This is a genomic window from Pseudomonas sp. Root329 (genome assembly GCF_001424925.1).
GTDB classification, from domain to species: Bacteria; Pseudomonadota; Gammaproteobacteria; order Pseudomonadales; family Pseudomonadaceae; genus Aquipseudomonas; species Aquipseudomonas arabinosi.
The window spans coordinates 15,819-32,145 of the sequence record NZ_LMCV01000027.1 but is presented as its reverse complement, the minus strand read 5'-3'; the positions used below and the strand labels follow the sequence as shown (position 1 = coordinate 32,145).

Below are 16,327 nucleotides of genomic sequence, written 5' to 3'. Positions count from 1 at the left end.
AAGGCGTTGTTTCATCAAGTTGAGGTCGGCTGCGCATAGCCTAAGGTTGTGCTTGCGTGACGTCTTTTTTCAAGAACAACCAGTTCGACGCCTGCAAGCCGTCGAACTTGATTGTATAGCGGCCATCAAGGTAGGTCGCGGGCAGCTTCTTCATTTGCCTCAGAATGCCGTGGGTGAACAGTGTCAAGCCTTGCGGCGCCTGGATGGTTAGTGTGCCTTCGAGGGGCTCAACGTAAAAAGGTATTTTGTCGCCGTCCTGGGGGACGGCACGGGTGCCTAACGAAATCAGTAAATCCTGCGATCGGCCCAAAGGCGCGTCGTCCAGACTTTGCACCACCACACTGGCGTTGGCGGTCTTCACTTGAACCTTAATGTTGCCAAGGCTGATCGACTCGCCGCCGATCCAGCCGGTAGCGGCCTGGGTACGTGGTGTATTGATGGTGTAGACGCCTTGTTTCCAGTTGCGCTTTAGCTCACCCGTGTCTGTCGTGGACTCGCTGGCATTGGCGTCCAGCAGCGACTGGTCAGGGTCATGAAATTCCTGTGCATTGCTTGGGATAACGCTCTGTTGCAACCAAGGCAATTCCGGCGTCTGTGGCATCGCGATTTCCAGCTTGCCTTTCTCCATGGCTGTGCGCAGGAGAGCAGAGTTGGCCGGTGTGATCATTTGGTTGAACAGGGTTGTTGATGTCGGCGCGAAGACGTAGGTCGTTGTTGCTTCGCGAACGTCTGCACGGCGATAAAGCAAGGCGGCGGCGGGCAGGGTGGCCAGCATTGCAGGGTCGTTATAGGCGTGCCAGTTGTTGGCACTCATCCCTTCGCCCCCCATGGGCTCCTGGCTGTAGGCATATTGCATCAGTGCATCCCAGCCTTGGTGGCTGGCGGTGCCGGCGATATAGAGTGGCAGCGAGTGACGGTCTGGTATCGGGAAGGGCTCATTGTTCCACTCGGTGACGGTCAAGGGTTTGCCGATGACCTGGCCGGCGGCAATCCAATTCACTATGCCGTCGCTGTAGAGCGGGTTTTTCTCGACCTGTCCCGAGCCCCCGTAGCTATGGACATCGATTACGTCGCCGGCAGTAAGGGCCGGCAGGGAATTCAGGCCATTGCGGCCCCAGCTACTGGTCGTGGCGATGGGGACCTTCACGCCTATTCCACGCAGGTGTTGAATCATGTCGACGTTGAAACGTCGCTCCAGATCGTTAAGGAACATCTTGGAGGGGCCTGGCTCCCAGGAGCGCCAGGTCTGGTCTGCAGACAGATTGTGCTGTTTGGCAAAAGCCTCGGCCTCCGCCATGTAGACGCGGTTGTGCTTCGGCAAATTCTTGTCTGGCAGCAGGGCGTTGCCAAAGTGGTTGGTGACGTCGTTTTCGTTGGTAATCAGTACGGCGGCAATCGCCGGGTCGTCTTTGTAGGCGAGACCGGTGTAGCTGTTTACATGGGTCAGGTAGGCTTCGGCAAAGCGCTTCATAGCTTTCTGAATGGTGAGATTCACATAGGAATAGCCCTTGAGATAGGTAAAATTCTGTTCTTCTTTTGGCAATTCATCGAAGCCAAAAATGTTGTCGTTTTCAGTAAAGACTCGCTGGACGTGCAGATCGAGCCACACATAAATGCCTTCGTCTTTCAGGCACTTGATCCACCAGTCGATTTTTTTCAGCGATTCCGGGCTCAGTTGCTGGGTGGTGCTGCGCGTGACCCTACCGTCGCCAAAGATGTTCGGGAAGACCCATGGCGAGTCATGGTGGTGCAGTCGTACAAGATTGAAGCCCAGTGCCGACAGGCGTTTGGCCTGCAGCTTGATTGCATCGTCTGACGTGAGGAACAGCGCGTAGGCTGAAAGGTTGGTGCCCCAGAAACGCGCCGTAGTGTTGTCGGCAAATTGCAATTGCTCGCCGGAGGCTTTGATGAAGCCGCGCTTGCCTGCAGGTTTTTCCTGAGCGTTGAGAAAGGACAGGTCGACCGGCGAAGTTTTCCAGTCGAGCTTGTCAGTCGGCCAGCTCTTTGGGTCCGACAACCCGAAGCGCTCGGTCGTGGTTGGGCCGACCGCCACATCGCCAGAAACGCTCAAAGTGGCTGTGAAATCCAGGCGGCCAGGTTTGATCGTGTTCTTGTAGAAAAAAGCACGCACCTCGGATTTACTGCCCGGTTCTAAGTACACACTCGCCAGTGCGGGCTCGAAGCGCATTTCGATGCGTCGCCCTTGTGCATTGCCCCAGGTCCAGCCGCGGTTGTCGGGCAGCAAAGTGGGCTCGCCCATTTCTCCAGCGAAAAGAGCGGGGTCGAATGTGAAGACCATGCCACCACCTGAAATGCCCGACTTCCCGCTGTGTGCATCCACGGCAAAATTCCAGGTCAGCTTTTGCTCGTCTTGCTTCTGAATCTGCGCAGTCAAGTCGAAATCCAGCGCTTTGTTTTTGCCTGCAAGGGAGTATCGATAAGGGGTGTTTACCTTGAATTCGGTCTGCAAATACGTCCAGTCCCAGTTGCGCCCAAAGAACGAGAATGTCGTAGCAAAAACCGGACTGCCGCCACGCTCCAGCATTGGCAGGCCGTTGCGCTCATCCACACTGACGACCCAGTCCGACGCCCAGCTACGAAACGGCCAAATAGCAAAAAACAGCAGGAGCAGTATCTGGGGGCGGCGAAACAACTGGATCATGGGTTCTACCTGAGTTGGAGATGGGCACTCGCCGTGACGGCCGTCGAGGTCTGCTTGAACCTGCGTGCCATCTGAGCGTAGGCCACGCACAGTCCAGCCACCGACCAATACACCACGGGGATGACCGTGATACTGCTAACGGTAACGATGGTGATCAGGATCCCGGACAGTGTTGCCAGAAGTGCACGTCCGAGTCGGCGTGCCTCATCGTCTTGGTTGGGGAACGAACGCATCCCCTTGCGGATGCCCAGCAGGACACTGGCGAAAAAAACCACGAAAAGCGTCAAACCAATCAAACCGAACGACAGCGCTATGCCGATATAGGTGTTCACGATATCGATGATCCCCTGGCCCTGAATCATGGACTGCATTTCCGGTGTGTTGCGGAAGTCGAAAGAACCCAGCCAAGGGTTGCGCTGGATAACGATCACGGCGTTATCAATCAAGCGCTGCCGGTAGGTGATATTTTCGACCTCCACCGTGCCGATAAACGGTAGCAGATCAAGCACTTTTTGCCCGCCCGGTACGATGGCCAGCAAGGGCAGGGCGAGCGCCCCGGCGGCCGCCAGCAGCATCAGGCGTTTGATCGCTTTACGGCCGGTGCCGATGAACACGACGATCATGACGGCTGCACCGATCCAGGGGCCACGCGACAGCGGTGCGAACAGACCACCGGCGAGCAACAGTGCGCCGAGGCTGCGCTGCATTTTGCTACGTACCTCCTCCTGCAAGTACAGGTAAAAGCCGATGGCCACGCTGATGACTAAGCCCAGCGCAATGGCCTGGCCGGTAGTGGCGCTGGCGCGTAATGAACCACCACGGCTCAAGTAGCCGGGATCCCATTGCAGGCCCATGGCGTAGACAACCGCGCTGTACAGCTGCCAATGCTTGGCATATTCGAAGAGACCTATAAGCGACAGCACCATGGCGGCAAGTACAAAACCGAACAGAGCGTCCTTGAAGTCGCTGAGGTTCTTCAGCGCCCGGCTGGCAACGTAGTAAGGCAAAAAAACTTCGAGGAACAGGTAGAGCATTTGGCGCAAGGTGTCGGTGACGGTGGTTTCGCGCAGGAAAAGCAGACTCGTCAGCAGGAGGTAGGCGGCTAACAGTTTGTCAGGCCAGGTGCGCCCGAAAGAGATCGTGTCGGCGCGTTTGCGCAGAACCAAAAAAGCCGGAAGCAACACACACAGTGCCAGCAGACGAACATGGTTAAGAGCAAAAAAATAGTTGACCAGGCCGAAGCCAGGAATCTCCGCCGTGGCCGGCGGGATGAGAAACAGCAGAAGGAAAAATAGCGCCACGGGGTTGCGTTCGCGATTTCGTGCGAAGGTCAAAACGATCGCGGCAATGCCCGCGTACACCCAAAAGCTGTGCGACACAAAGGCCAGAAGCGTTAATACGAACCACAGATTACGCCGACGAGTGAAATTACGGTCGGGAATCAGGTCTGCTGCTGGTCGATGTGCCATGGCAAATACGATGCCAGTAAGGACCAGAATGACGATTAACGCTCGGAAGTGCTCAGGCATGGATGATTGGACTTATTGATTGATGAGCGACGGCTAGTGGAATGGCCAAACGCGACTATAGTTCCTTTTGAGCCATTGAGTCCGGGGATGATGCTATGTCGTTAGTTGATTTGTCGCCAACGTTGGGCCTTCGTAAGCGAGCGATCTCTGCCGGAGCATGGAATCTGGGGGCGCTGGTTACGTCGCAAGCCTTTCGCTTGGGCGGCAACCTGATAATGGCCCGTCTGCTGATGCCGGAGATGTTCGGCATCATGATGATCGCCATCACCGTTTCTCTGGTTCTGCACATGCTTTCCGATGTCGGCTTGCGCCAGAACATCATCCAGAGCCCGCGTGGCGACGATCCGGTGTTTCTCAATACCATCTGGACCGTGCAGATCGTGCGCGGCTTTATCCTCTTTGCCTCGACACTTCTCCTTGCGGCTCTCGCCTGGTATGCACAGACCCTCAATCTGTGGTCGCCCAATTCTACCTACGCCGCACCCGAGTTGCCGCTGGTGTTGGCCGTGACCGGTTTCTCGGCAATCATCGTGGGTTTTCAGTCGACGAAAGTCGACCTGGCAGTGCGCGCTTTCCAGCAAAAGAAAGTGGTACTCACCGATTTTGGGTCTCAGATCGTCGGGCTGTTGGTCATGCTGGCCATCGGTTACTTCACCAGGTCCATCTGGTCGCTGGTGATTGCAGGTCTGGTCCAATCGATGGTCAACACGCTGCTGGGGCATTTCTGGTTTGAGGGCCCTTCTAACCGTCTACAGTGGGAGCGTTCTGCGCTCGATGAATTAGTCGGCTTCGGCCGTTGGATACTGTTGTCGTCGGCGGTGGGCGTATTGGCCATGTACGGTGATCGTGTCTGGTTCGGCGGCAGCATGACGGCCGGCGAACTGGGCGTTTACTCCATTGCCGTGCTGATTTTGGGAGCTGTTCAGCTTGCGTTGCAAAAGATAGTCGGGGCTGTGGCCTTGCCGGCCTTCAGTGAGGCCTCAAGAACTAATGACACCGTACGGCTCCACGCTTTGTACTACCGCTTGAAATTGATGCTCGATCTTGCCTGTCTGTTTCTCTGTGGACTGTTTTGGACTGGCAGTCCACTGCTCATCAGCATCTTGTACGATGAGCGTTACGCTCAAGCCGGCAACATGATGGCCATTCTTTCACTCTCTTTTTTCACCATGCGCTACATGCTGGCGAATCAGGTCTGGATTGCGTTGGGACTCACCAAGTACCAGGCCATTGATAACATTATTCGCGTGGTCTCGTTGTGGGTGCTGCTGCCACTGCTGCTGGCGATTGGTGGGGTCAAATATGCGATTTGGGGCGCTGCCCTGTACACGTTTCCTACGCTTATCCTGGTTTTTTATGTCAATTGTCGTCTGGGGATGTTCAGTCTCAAGCGTGAATTGGTGGTGCTGCCTATGCTGGCGGTGGGGGCATTGTGTGGGGAGTTGTTGACGGATTTTGTTAAATGGCTTTGATCTATTTCTCGTGATGTTTCCAAAGCTGTGGCACAGCGTCGCCATTGAGGTATTGATGGCCGTCGCACAAAAAAATGTGGCCTTGATGTGTAGTTGACATTTCCAACGTAATCTCGGTGTCGTGGAGCTTTGAATCATGAGAGAAACTGATTTGAATACCTCTGTGATGGGGCGCAGAGGCTTCCTCCAGGCTTCTGCCGTGTTGAGTATTGGAGGGCTCATGTTCGGATTTTCCAAAGCCGTTGCCCGGCCTTCTGCTGCTAAATCCGAGTTTGTTGTCATCAACGGATGGGTGCTGCCCGCCCAGCATTTTCGGCAAACACAAGCATGATCAAAGATTACCAATCGCAGAAAGAACTCCGCGACCACTATGACATCTGCATCATAGGTGGGGGGCCAGCCGGCATTACGCTGGCCTTGCGTTTAGCCGGTAATGGTCGGCGTGTGGTGCTTGTCGAGGGCGGCGGGCACGAGTATTCGCCGGCCTCGCAGAACCTCTACCAGGTCTCATCGTCAGGCCTCGAGGTCTACGCTCATGAAACACGCCTGCGTTATCTTGGCGGGACCTCCAATCACTGGGCCGGGCGATGCCGTCCATTCGAACAGTCGGACTTTACCGTAGGCCCTCCGGTGCCCGTGCCCGGTTGGCCCATCGCGTTTTCCGAGATCGAGCGCAATCTGTCGGCGGCCATGGATATTGTCGATCTTCCGCCGCACTCCGGATTCAAGGCTATCAATGCGACTTTGGACGGCACTGACTTTGAGGCTGATCGTTTCCTGCTGAGCCCGCCGACGCGATTTGCACAAAAATATGCCAAGGAACTTAATGAGACCGAGGGGCTGGATGTCTTCATCCATTGCAATTGTGTCGATCTTGAGTTCGACAGCAAGACTGGCCGCATAGCAACGATAGTCGTCTCGGACTACGAGTTGCATCGAGAGCGAGTCACGGCAAAACAATTCATTCTGGCGACAGGCGCGATCGAGAATGCCAGGCAACTGCTTAACAGTGAGTCCCTGGCAGCTGGCGGTATTGCTGGCAAGGATGGTTACGTCGGTAGATGCTTCATGGAGCACCTGAACGTCGATCTGGGTACCTTCATCCTGAAAGACGGGCAGGGTACAGATTCTCGGAAGGAGTACTTCACGACCGATGCCTTCGTGATGGAGCACAAGTCGGGTAAAGGGAATGTGACGGCCTCTCTAGTATCTGAAGTGAAAGCCTATGGGCGAACGGCGGCAATCAAGGACTTTTTCGAGAATCTCGTCTGTGACATCGGTGCGGAGCGCAAGGTTGAATTTATTGCCAAGTTCGATTGCCCTGGAGATGGGGTGCTCGGCACGCTGATCGAGCAGTTTCCCAACCCCAATAGCCGCGTCTCATTGCTCGACGAGCGAGATGCGTTAGGGATGAGGAAGACCAAGATTCATTGGGAGCTAACTCCTGCAGACAGGGAAACCGTCAAGTCCATAGGGCTCGAAGTGGCAAAGTGTTTTGCCGACACAGGGCTGGGCTTCGTCAAGTTGGAAGAGTGTGTGTATGACGTCGATTTGCCACTGAAGCTCAATCCCCATGCTCATCATATGGGGACCACGCGGATGGCGACGTCGCCTGAGTTTGGTGTGGTCGACGAGAACTGCAAAGTGTTTGGTGTTGAGAATCTTTACGTTGCGGGCAGCAGTGTTTTCGCTACAGGCGGTGCCTGTAACCCCACGATGCCTCTTTTGCAACTTGCTCTAAGGCTGGCAGATTATCTCAACCATCAGATGGGGCTCGTGGTGGGCAGGTATTCCTGAGTGGGAGCATGGGAGGATTATTTGAGTGTTGAATTTTAGGGGAGCGTCTACTCTTAGAGTAGTGGTAATGAAGAATCAGGGTGTATCTAACTCTGGCACAGATGTCTATCGCTGAATAATTGAGGCTGACAGGATGATTGGTCTACTAAAACGTACGATTGCTTACATTGCAAAAACAACGGGGCATGGGACCTCACTCTATAAAAAATTCTGTAAACCGGACGGGTATGACTGGGCTAAACATATGGTTCGGTGGGGTGGGCTACACTCCATCGGTAAAGGCGTATGGATCAATCCTGCTGCCAACATAACTGACCCTTCGCTAGTACGACTCGGAAATAATGTAGGTTTATCGTGTTGCACGCTATTCGGCCACGATGGAGTAGTTGGCATGCTCGAGGTGCGCTATGGTAAAAAACTTGATTCTGTCGGCGCTATCGACATACTTGATAATTGTTTTATCGGCTATGGCTCTATCATCATGCCGCGTGTGACTATTGGCCCGAATTCGATTGTCGCAGCCGGTGCTGTAGTCATAAAAGATGTTCCGCCTGGGGTAGTGGTTGGGGGTAATCCAGCCAAGGTTATCTGTACCCTGGATGAAGTGTTGGCGAAAGTCGAAGAGCGTAGCGCCACTTATCCGTGGATTGACCTTATCAGGCAGCGCGATGGTGTATACGACCCGGCATTTGAACCGAAACTTATAAAAATGAGAGCGCAACACTTTTTTGGCGAGCAACCCAATGGTTAGTGCTCCCCTTGACGTGTTGGTAGTTAATTACAATACAGCGGCGCTGTTGCAACCGATGTTTAATGCGTTACGCCAGTCAAACAGTGTAGGTCGCACGCGCTATTTGGTGGTGGACAACGCCTCTGCCGATAATTCGCTGGAGTGTCTGGCAACTGTTTGTCCAGAGGCGTTGCAACTGGCCAATGAAAATAATGTGGGATTTGGTCGTGCCAATAATCAATTGGTTGAGCACCTGCAGGGCAAGTATGCGTTGCTGCTCAATACCGATGCCTTCGTTTCTGCGGATACGCTGAGCAAGACCCTCGACTACATGGAGACTCATCCTGATTGCGGTGTCCTCGGCGTTCGGTTGGTTGGACGAGAGGGAGATTTACAGCCCTCCTGTCGCTATTTTCCGACGCCGTTGAATATCTTCCTTGCGCGTACAGGGCTTGAACGCTTTTTCCCTGTGGTGAAGAGGGTCGACGACATGGCCTGGGATCATGCTTCGGTGCGTGAGTGCGACTGGGTGCCCGGGTGCTATTACCTGATCCGCCGTGAAGTCATCGACCAGGTTGGTTTGTTCGATCCGCGCTACTTCCTTTACTTCGAGGAGATAGATCACTGCAAACGCGTTAAACAGGCAGGCTGGAAGGTGGTTTACTACCCGCATACCACGGTGGTGCATATCGGTGGTGAAAGTGCCAAGTCTGTTGACACACTCAATGCGGCTAGTCGCCAGCTACCCACGTTACAAATCGAAAGTGAGCTTTTGTACTTCCGCAAGCACCACGGTCTGCCTGGTTTGGCCTCACATATGCTACTGGTGAGTCTGGGTGATCTGATTTTGGCGCTCAAGGTGCTATTGAAAGGCCGTGGTCGGGCCGCTTTAGGGGCGTGTTGGCAGCATACTCGTGTGACCTGGGCGTTGCTGCGTGATACCAAATTCGCTAGCCAACCAACACGGTAGAGCCAGTTATGTTCGAAAACATACGTGCGGACTTGCGTGCATACGCCGGAGATTGGGGGGCTCAGGGGTTTTGGGTGATGGTGGTTTATCGCTTTGGGCGCTGGCGTTACGGTGTGCGACCGGCACTGCTACGTAAGTTGTTCTCCTTTATATACAAAGTGCTCTTCAAACTGGTGCAGATTGTCACGGGTATCGAGTTGCCGTGTGAGGTGGTGGTCGGGCGCAACTTCGTCATCGATCATTTCGGCGGAATCGTGATCAGTGGCTATGCGCAGTTCGGCGATGATTGCCGTATTCGCAATGGCGTCGTCGTGGGCCTCAAGAATGTGAGTGAGCCGATTGCTCCGGTGATGGGTAACAATGTTGATATCGGTGCAGGGGCCAAGGTGCTGGGCAATATCCGCATTGGTAACAATGTCGTGATTGGTGCCAATGCTGTGGTGCTGACCGATGTACCGGACGACTCGGTGGCAGTGGGCGTGCCTGCGACTATCAAGAAAAGGAAGTACGAAGAATCGAGGGAATTCTCATGAACCACCCGATGGATTACTTCAATCGCGTCGCTGAGTGAACGCCATGGCTATGGGTATGGGTGTCGTTGTTATCGGTCGCAACGAAGGCCTACGGCTTGAGCGTTGTCTGACTTCCCTCGTCGGTCCGGCGCAGAAGGTTGTTTATGTCGACTCTGGATCAACGGACGGGTCGGTGCAGATGGCACTGAGGCTTGGGGTCGAGGTGGTCGAGTTGGACATGACCATTCCCTTTACGGCTGCGCGTGCGCGCAATGAAGGATTTGCCTGCATACAACGCTTATTGCCGGCGATGCGTTATGTGCAGTTCGTCGATGGTGATTGTGAGGTTGTCGGCGGTTGGCTGCCCCGGGCGCAGGCCTTTCTTGATGCACATCCTGACGTCGCGGTGGTCTGTGGACGGCGCCGTGAACGTTTTCCGCAGCACTCTGTTTACAACTTACTGTGTGATTTCGAATGGGATACGCCGGTAGGTGAGGCCAAGGCATGTGGTGGCGATGCGCTGATGCGGGCTGACGCCTTCGTTGAAGCGTCCGGGTTTCTACCGGGTCTTATTGCCGGGGAAGAGCCTGAATTGTGCGTACGTCTGCGTGGGAATGGTTGGAAGATCTGGCGTCTGGGCGAGGAAATGACCTTGCACGATGCAACCATGACCCGGTTCGGCCAATGGTGGCAGCGTACCCTGCGCGGTGGTTATGCCTTTGCCGAGGGCGCATTTTTACATGGGGCCGCACCGGAGCAACATTGGTTGCGTGAGTCGCGGCGTGCCTGGTTCTGGGGATTGGGTGTCCCGCTGGCGACTGTTATCGCGAGTTTAGTGTTTGGATGGTTTGGGCTGCTTGTGCTGCTGGTCTATCCATTGCAGGTCGTGCGCCTCGCCCGCGGGGGCGATAGATCCACGCGCGAAAACTGGCTGCGGGCTTTCTTTCTCGTGCTGGGGAAATTTCCCGAGATGCTCGGGCAAGTCAAGTTTCTACTGAACAGATTCGGCGCTGGCAAGACGGCGCTGATCGAATACAAGTGAGACTTATATGAATAATTGGGTGATATTAAAGAGCGTGTTTTTTTTACACGCTGGGTATTCCTTAAGGGCATTGAATAATAAATTTAAAATGTTGGTTCTGGTTGCAAAAAACTGGTCCGAGCTAAAGTTGTTTTGCGGGCGGATGTCGAACGCCCTGGGTAAGTCCGGTGTTGAGAAGTTGGGCGGGGATTGTGTCGGCGTTGTTCATTGGCCATACATCAGTAAAAGCTGGAGCCCCAAGAATAAACTTAGTGTTTTAGCCTCGCACTACGAAGTGGTTACCAAAAGCTGTCCGCAGCTATTGCTGTTGGGGCGAAGTGACAGTTTGAAGCTGAGTGATTTGTCGGAGTTTGCGGCTGGTTGTTCCCTGGTGCTGGATCGTCCCTTCTGGTTTATGCGTGAAGGGGAGTTGGTGCTGAACTTGTTTCAGGGGGATCTGCGCATTGCATCAATAGCCTTCACCTTATGTCGCACGGACACAGAGTTATGTATTTTTATCGGCGCCGTTCAAGGGATACATAAAGGCGTCGAGAGTGAGTTGTCGTTGAGTATCTACAGGGACCTGACTAAAGACTTTGAAGGCCTTCGGCCAAGAAGCTTTTTGATCGAAGTTATTAAATACATTGCCATCAATATCGGAGTTGAGAAAATTTATGCGGTAGGGGATGGGTATCGCCACCATCGTCATCCGTATTTTGGCGCTCACAAAGCCCTGGAACTGGCGGCAAATTATGATGTGATCTGGTTAGAGCATGGAGCGACTCCGTCAGAGCGCGAAGATTTTTTTGAGATTCCCATGATGCTGTCCAGAAAGCCGCTCGACAGTATTGCTTCAAAAAAACGTGCCATGTACCGCAGGCGCTATGAGTTGCTGGATGACACCTTTAAAAAGATAGACAGCGTGTTGATAGGCAGTTATAGCAGTAGTCGTGTGGCTAGTTGACGTTCCTGAGACCTGTACTACTGTGGGATTACTTGCAGTAATAATCCACCGCAACGACAACTAAGTCTGGTTCCTATGCGCATCGCTTATTTCATCAATCAATACCCCAAAGTCAGCCATAGCTTCATTCGTCGCGAGATTTTGGCGTTGGAGCGTCAGGGGTTTGTGGTGCAGCGCATTGCCCTGCGTGGCTGGGATGCCGAATTGGTGGATGCCGAGGACGTGTCCGAACGCGATAAAACCCAGTATGTGCTGCAGGGCGGAGTCAAAGAGCTGTTAGTGCCTGTGCTTCAGGTGCTGCGCGCCCAGCCGCGACGCTTTTTTTCGGCGCTGTGGCTGGCGCTACGCATGGGCCGGCGTGCCGATCGCCCCTGGCCATACCATTTGGTTTATTTGTCCGAGGCGTGCCGCGTGCTGACCTGGTTGCAGGCGTTTGGGGCCGAGCATGTGCATGCGCATTTCGGCACCAACTCAACCGAGGTGGTGATGCTGGCCAATGTACTCGGTGGGCCGGCGTACAGTTTTACCGTGCACGGGCCGGAAGAGTTCGACAAACCGCAGTTTATTCATTTGGGTGAGAAAGTCCGGCGCGCAGCTTTTGTCGCGGCGATCAGTTCTTATGGACGTAGCCAGCTGTTTCGCTGGGTGGCTCATGCGCACTGGGCGAGGGTAAAGGTGGTGCACTGTGGGCTGGAGCGGGCGTTTCACGATGTGCCGGCCGTTGCCGTGCCATCCGCGCCGCGGTTGGTTTGTGTAGGTCGTTTGTGTGAGCAGAAGGGACAACTGTTGTTGCTTGAGGCTGCCCGCATCCTGGCAGCGCAAAACGTGGAGTTCGAAATAGTACTGGCCGGCGATGGAGAAATGCGCGCGGAAATCGAAACCCTGATTGCACGGTATGGCTTGCAGGCGCGGGTGCGAATTACCGGCTGGATCAGCAGCGATCAGGTGCGGGCGGAGATTCTCGCGGCGCGGGCCTTGGTGTTGCCGAGCTTCGCCGAGGGGTTGCCGGTGGTCATCATGGAAGCCATGGCGTTGCGCCGACCCGTACTGACGAGCTATGTGGCGGGCATTCCCGAGTTAGTGCGACAGGGAGAGAACGGTTGGTTGTTTCCCGCTGGAGCGGTGGATGAGTTGGCGGCGGCACTGGCGGACTGCCTCGCGCAACCTGTCGAGGTGTTGCAGCGGATGGGCGAGGCGGCTTATCAGAGAGTGCTGGAGCGACACGACATCGATATCGAAGCGACCAAGTTGGCTAATTTGTTTAGGGCGCAAGCATGATCACATTACTTAGTTGGCTGTTCAGCTTACTGCTGATACTCCTCCTCCTGCCGGTGTTGGTGCTGTTTGTACAGGTGCTGATGGCCTGCCTGCCTGCACGGTCGCGCTCGTCGGTGCAAGGATCGCGACCGCGGGTGGCGGTGTTGATACCGGCACACAATGAATCCTCGATCATCGTCGCGACGTTAAACAGCATTCGGCCGCAGTTGCTTTCGGGTGATCGCCTATTGGTGGTGGCGGACAACTGTTCTGACGACACGGCGGCGCTGGCCCGCACGGCGGGCGCCGAGGTGGTGGAGCGCAGCAATGTTCAGCAGCGTGGCAAGGGTTATGCGCTGGACTGTGGGGTGCGTCATTTGGCGAGCGATGCGCCTGACGTCATGATTGTTATCGATGCGGATTGCCAGGTGGCCGAGGGTTCTATTGAGCGTTTGGCAATCTGTTGCATCGACTCAGGGCGGCCAGCGCAAGCCCTTAATTTAATGCTTGCTCCCGCAGGTTCCGGGCTGAAAGTGCGGCTTGCCGAGTTTGCCTGGTGTGTGAAGAATCGGGTACGACCGCAGGGTTGGACCCGACTTGGTTTGCCCTGTCAGCTAATGGGCACGGGAATGGCTTTCGTCTGGCGGGATCTGACGTTGATCAATTTAGCCAGTGGCCACATCGTTGAAGATTTGAAGTTGGGCCTGGATTTATGCCGAAGCGGCAAGCCGCCAGTGTTTTGCCCCGATGCGCTGGTGACCAGTTACTTTCCGCGCAGCGATGAAGGCTTAACTACCCAGCGTACGCGCTGGGAGCATGGTCATTTAGGGGTGATTCTCGGAGATACGCCAAAGTTGCTGGTGGAGTCGATTGGCCAGCGTAACGGGAGTCTGCTGGCGATGACGCTGGATTTGATGGTCCCTCCATTGGCCTTGTTGACGTTGGCCTTGGCGGCGGCATTTGGTCTGTCATGGTTGGTATTTATGCTGTCGGGAGCGTTGGCGCCAGCATTGATCGCTTCTTCCGGGGTGGCAATATTGGGTGTGACGATCTTGCTGGCATGGAGCCAATTTGGTCGCGGGATTATTTCTTTTTCAGCCTTGTTGTATGCGCCGTTCTACGCGCTGAAGAAAATCCCTCTGTATCTCGGATTTTTGCTTAAGCGCCAGGTTGAATGGGTGCGTTCGAAGCGAGATGACAGCTAATGCGTGCTTTATCCTGGCAGCACAGCTGGCAAACGATTACCCGGAAACTCAGGGTGGTCAGCGATGTTGATGACGAGCAAGCCTTGATTGATGCGTTATCCAGACCTGACGTGACGACAGTGCTCGGGTTTGCGAATGCCCATGCCATGAATCTGGTGGCGGCCAATACCGACTACTTTAACGCGCTGCTGGCTGCTGACGTGTTATTACGGGACGGCTCCGGCATGGCCATCCTGTTTCGTCGCCTCGGCCTGGAGCCGGGGCTAAACATGAATGGCACCGATTTCATTCCCAAGTTGCTGGCCGCGTTCAAGGGCCGGCGCGTGGCTTTCTGGGGGACTGAAGAGCCCTTTCTAGCCAATGCGGTGCAGCGTAGCGAAGCACTATTTGCGATCAATGTAGTGTCTGCTCACCATGGATTCGCGCCGGTGGATGCCTACATAAACCTTGCACGGCAGTTTCAGCCGGAACTGGTTGTGCTGGGTATGGGCATGCCCAAGCAAGAAGCCGTTGCTGCCAGGTTAGCCGTCAGCGGCGTGCCCTGTCTGGTCGTGTGCGGTGGGGCGATCCTGGATTTTCTCGGCGGTAAGGTGACGCGTGCTCCGCAATGGGTGCGTCGTCTCGGTTGTGAGTGGCTGTTCAGGCTAATAGGTGAGCCAAAGCGATTATTCAGTCGCTATGTGGTGGGTAATCCGATGTTCTTGTTACGCACGTTGATCTACAGGGATTCCTGACATTACAAGAATTTGACGCCTGGCCGGCGCCATAAAAAACACGGCTGAAATATCTTGCAAAACCCCGACGTAGCACCTTTACTCAGGTTGGAATTATCGACTTGACGGGTATGTTCGGGGTCGTTTTCATCATTAAGATTGGCGTCAACAAAATGTTGTCAGACGCCGCATATTTTGAAAAAAGTGCTCGGCTGTCGAGCGCTCATTTCGAGTAGTTAGGTTATTGATTTGTAAACTCAAATGGCCATTCCTTGAAGTGTGCTAATAACCAAATGAAAAAATACATAACCGAATTAATACGTAAGCTAATCTCTCCTTCAATGCGATTTGAGCTAAGGAAAGCGCGCGCCTGGTTGCAAGATATAGGGGGGAGGGCATGTTTTTGGCGCTGGGAAATTGCCAGATTCAAACTGCGCGAAGACAGCACCTATGACATTCTCTATGTGGGCAGGAAAACACAGCGGGAATTTGTAAAGGTTCTACTGGGCGCCGAATCTCAAACGGTTAATAGCCAATTGAAGTTGGATAATTCAGAGCGGACAGTGTGGGTCAGTGAAATGCCGACCTTGGGTGCATTATCTGTGCCTCAATATTTAAGTGCTGTCGTTCCGCTGAGCCGGTCAATTGAGGATATTACGGCCCGGTACAATACCGAGTTGCGTCGAAATCTGCGCAAGAACCGGTTGCGCTATCGTATGAAGCAGGCCTTGAACGATGACGAAATTGAAATCGCAGATCGGGAAATGCTGAAGCCCTATGCCAGCGCAAGGCATGGAGCAGCGGCCTCTCAAATTGAATCCCGTGAAGTTCAACGGGTGGCAAAAAGCGTCGGGCGGCTCGATCTAGTACTGCTGGAGGATGAAATTGTTGCATGCCATCTTGGGTGCGTGATTACCCGGGCAGGAAAACGCTACTGGAGCACCGTCCGTTTCGGCTACCCCGATGTTGTATTTTCAGATGCTAAGAAATTACGTGAAATTAACTCGATTACCACGTTCATGGCGCTTGAGTGGGCGATAGAAAATGGTTTTGACTATTATGATATCGGAACTTGCCTGGCACGCCCGGACGATGGACTTCTCGAATGGAAAAGACGGCGTGGTGGTGATGTCGATACGCTGGGTAACTACGGTTATTTATTTGTTCGACTGCCTAAGGTGGGCGCGGCGCAATTTCTTTGGGAGACGCCTCTATTTGCTGTCGAAGGCAAAAAGCTGACACTTCATCTTGGGTTGCCGGACGGACCAAGTGATGAGGAGGTCGCGGGTCGATATCGTGAAATGGGTTTTGGTGGACTGTTCAAAATATATCTTCATTGTTCTAGAAAACCGGAAGAGGCGCTTCTCGACACCTTGCGCGGCCGCTACGCTCATCTGGCATTACCCCCTGTTCTGGAAACTGTTGTATCCACCTGAATAGGTTGCTTTAAAGAAGTACGGTTTACGTGTTTGGCGATAAACGCTGTTTCGGTATA

At 54.3% G+C, this 16,327-nt stretch carries 14 protein-coding genes; 12 read left to right on the top strand and 2 right to left on the bottom strand.

From position 1 onward, the window contains the following. Nucleotides 1–40: 40 nt before the first annotated feature. The gene (locus ASC74_RS20330) at nucleotides 41–2,662 is read right to left on the bottom strand and encodes a glycosyl hydrolase family 5 (RefSeq protein WP_056743505.1); all 2,622 of its coding nucleotides are present in this window, start codon (nucleotides 2,660–2,662) and stop codon (nucleotides 41–43) included. A 5-nt stretch (nucleotides 2,663–2,667) separates the two neighbouring features. Continuing rightward, complete coding sequence (locus ASC74_RS20325) at nucleotides 2,668–4,191, bottom strand: O-antigen ligase family protein (RefSeq protein ID WP_056743503.1); 1,524 nt, start codon at nucleotides 4,189–4,191, stop codon at nucleotides 2,668–2,670. Between the two features lie 95 nt (nucleotides 4,192–4,286). Between ASC74_RS20325 and ASC74_RS20320 the strand changes: the two genes are divergently transcribed. The 12 genes from ASC74_RS20320 (at nucleotide 4,287) to ASC74_RS20265 (ending at nucleotide 16,268) form a co-directional block, all read left to right on the top strand. After that, a complete protein-coding gene (locus ASC74_RS20320; RefSeq protein ID WP_056743501.1) occupies nucleotides 4,287–5,663 on the top strand; it encodes an oligosaccharide flippase family protein in 1,377 nt (458 codons plus the stop codon). Nucleotides 5,664–5,799: 136 nt separating this feature from the next. Continuing rightward, nucleotides 5,800–5,994 (top strand): hypothetical protein, encoded by a 195-nt coding sequence (locus ASC74_RS20315; RefSeq protein WP_056743499.1) that lies wholly within the window; start codon nucleotides 5,800–5,802, stop codon nucleotides 5,992–5,994. Then, complete coding sequence (locus ASC74_RS20310) at nucleotides 5,991–7,460, top strand: FAD-dependent oxidoreductase (protein ID WP_056743497.1); 1,470 nt, start codon at nucleotides 5,991–5,993, stop codon at nucleotides 7,458–7,460. The genes ASC74_RS20315 and ASC74_RS20310 overlap by 4 nt, the downstream gene beginning before the upstream one ends. Nucleotides 7,461–7,593: 133 nt before the next feature. Next, nucleotides 7,594–8,211 carry an acyltransferase gene (locus ASC74_RS20305; protein ID WP_056743495.1) on the top strand — a complete coding sequence of 206 codons (618 nt, stop codon included), beginning with the start codon at nucleotides 7,594–7,596 and terminating at the stop codon, nucleotides 8,209–8,211. Further along, nucleotides 8,204–9,160 carry a glycosyltransferase family 2 protein gene (locus ASC74_RS20300; protein WP_056743493.1) on the top strand — a complete coding sequence of 319 codons (957 nt, stop codon included), beginning with the start codon at nucleotides 8,204–8,206 and terminating at the stop codon, nucleotides 9,158–9,160. Before ASC74_RS20305 ends, ASC74_RS20300 begins: the two co-directional genes overlap by 8 nt. Nucleotides 9,161–9,168: 8 nt before the next feature. Beyond that, entirely contained in the window at nucleotides 9,169–9,693 is a 525-nt protein-coding gene (locus tag ASC74_RS20295) for a serine O-acetyltransferase (RefSeq protein ID WP_056743490.1), read from the top strand. Nucleotides 9,694–9,736: 43 nt separating this feature from the next. Next, nucleotides 9,737–10,714 carry a glycosyltransferase gene (locus ASC74_RS20290; protein ID WP_056743488.1) on the top strand — a complete coding sequence of 326 codons (978 nt, stop codon included), beginning with the start codon at nucleotides 9,737–9,739 and terminating at the stop codon, nucleotides 10,712–10,714. Nucleotides 10,715–10,721: 7 nt separating this feature from the next. After that, nucleotides 10,722–11,657 carry a DUF535 family protein gene (locus tag ASC74_RS20285; protein WP_056743486.1) on the top strand — a complete coding sequence of 312 codons (936 nt, stop codon included), beginning with the start codon at nucleotides 10,722–10,724 and terminating at the stop codon, nucleotides 11,655–11,657. Between the two features lie 75 nt (nucleotides 11,658–11,732). Then, complete coding sequence (locus tag ASC74_RS20280) at nucleotides 11,733–12,935, top strand: glycosyltransferase (protein WP_056743483.1); 1,203 nt, start codon at nucleotides 11,733–11,735, stop codon at nucleotides 12,933–12,935. Then, a complete protein-coding gene (locus tag ASC74_RS20275) occupies nucleotides 12,932–14,119 on the top strand; it encodes a glycosyltransferase family 2 protein (RefSeq protein ID WP_056743481.1) in 1,188 nt (395 codons plus the stop codon). Before ASC74_RS20280 ends, ASC74_RS20275 begins: the two co-directional genes overlap by 4 nt. Beyond that, entirely contained in the window at nucleotides 14,119–14,853 is a 735-nt protein-coding gene (locus ASC74_RS20270; protein WP_056743480.1) for a WecB/TagA/CpsF family glycosyltransferase, read from the top strand. The genes ASC74_RS20275 and ASC74_RS20270 overlap by 1 nt, the downstream gene beginning before the upstream one ends. Before the next feature lie 272 nt (nucleotides 14,854–15,125). Further along, nucleotides 15,126–16,268 carry a hypothetical protein gene (locus ASC74_RS20265; RefSeq protein WP_056743478.1) on the top strand — a complete coding sequence of 381 codons (1,143 nt, stop codon included), beginning with the start codon at nucleotides 15,126–15,128 and terminating at the stop codon, nucleotides 16,266–16,268. The last annotated feature ends 59 nt before the right edge of the window (nucleotides 16,269–16,327 follow it).

Bases quoted from the DNA above. Each gene is read 5' to 3' on its own strand.
- ASC74_RS20330 (WP_056743505.1), bottom strand. From the start codon at position 2,662: ATGATCCAGTTGTTTCGCCGCCCCCAGATACTGCTCCTGCTGTTTTTT.
- ASC74_RS20325 (WP_056743503.1), bottom strand. From the start codon at position 4,191: ATGCCTGAGCACTTCCGAGCGTTAATCGTCATTCTGGTCCTTACTGGC.
- ASC74_RS20320 (WP_056743501.1), top strand. From the start codon at position 4,287: ATGTCGTTAGTTGATTTGTCGCCAACGTTGGGCCTTCGTAAGCGAGCG.
- ASC74_RS20315 (WP_056743499.1), top strand. From the start codon at position 5,800: ATGAGAGAAACTGATTTGAATACCTCTGTGATGGGGCGCAGAGGCTTC.
- ASC74_RS20310 (WP_056743497.1), top strand. From the start codon at position 5,991: ATGATCAAAGATTACCAATCGCAGAAAGAACTCCGCGACCACTATGAC.
- ASC74_RS20305 (WP_056743495.1), top strand. From the start codon at position 7,594: ATGATTGGTCTACTAAAACGTACGATTGCTTACATTGCAAAAACAACG.
- ASC74_RS20300 (WP_056743493.1), top strand. From the start codon at position 8,204: ATGGTTAGTGCTCCCCTTGACGTGTTGGTAGTTAATTACAATACAGCG.
- ASC74_RS20295 (WP_056743490.1), top strand. From the start codon at position 9,169: ATGTTCGAAAACATACGTGCGGACTTGCGTGCATACGCCGGAGATTGG.
- ASC74_RS20290 (WP_056743488.1), top strand. From the start codon at position 9,737: ATGGCTATGGGTATGGGTGTCGTTGTTATCGGTCGCAACGAAGGCCTA.
- ASC74_RS20285 (WP_056743486.1), top strand. From the start codon at position 10,722: ATGAATAATTGGGTGATATTAAAGAGCGTGTTTTTTTTACACGCTGGG.
- ASC74_RS20280 (WP_056743483.1), top strand. From the start codon at position 11,733: ATGCGCATCGCTTATTTCATCAATCAATACCCCAAAGTCAGCCATAGC.
- ASC74_RS20275 (WP_056743481.1), top strand. From the start codon at position 12,932: ATGATCACATTACTTAGTTGGCTGTTCAGCTTACTGCTGATACTCCTC.
- ASC74_RS20270 (WP_056743480.1), top strand. From the start codon at position 14,119: ATGCGTGCTTTATCCTGGCAGCACAGCTGGCAAACGATTACCCGGAAA.
- ASC74_RS20265 (WP_056743478.1), top strand. From the start codon at position 15,126: ATGAAAAAATACATAACCGAATTAATACGTAAGCTAATCTCTCCTTCA.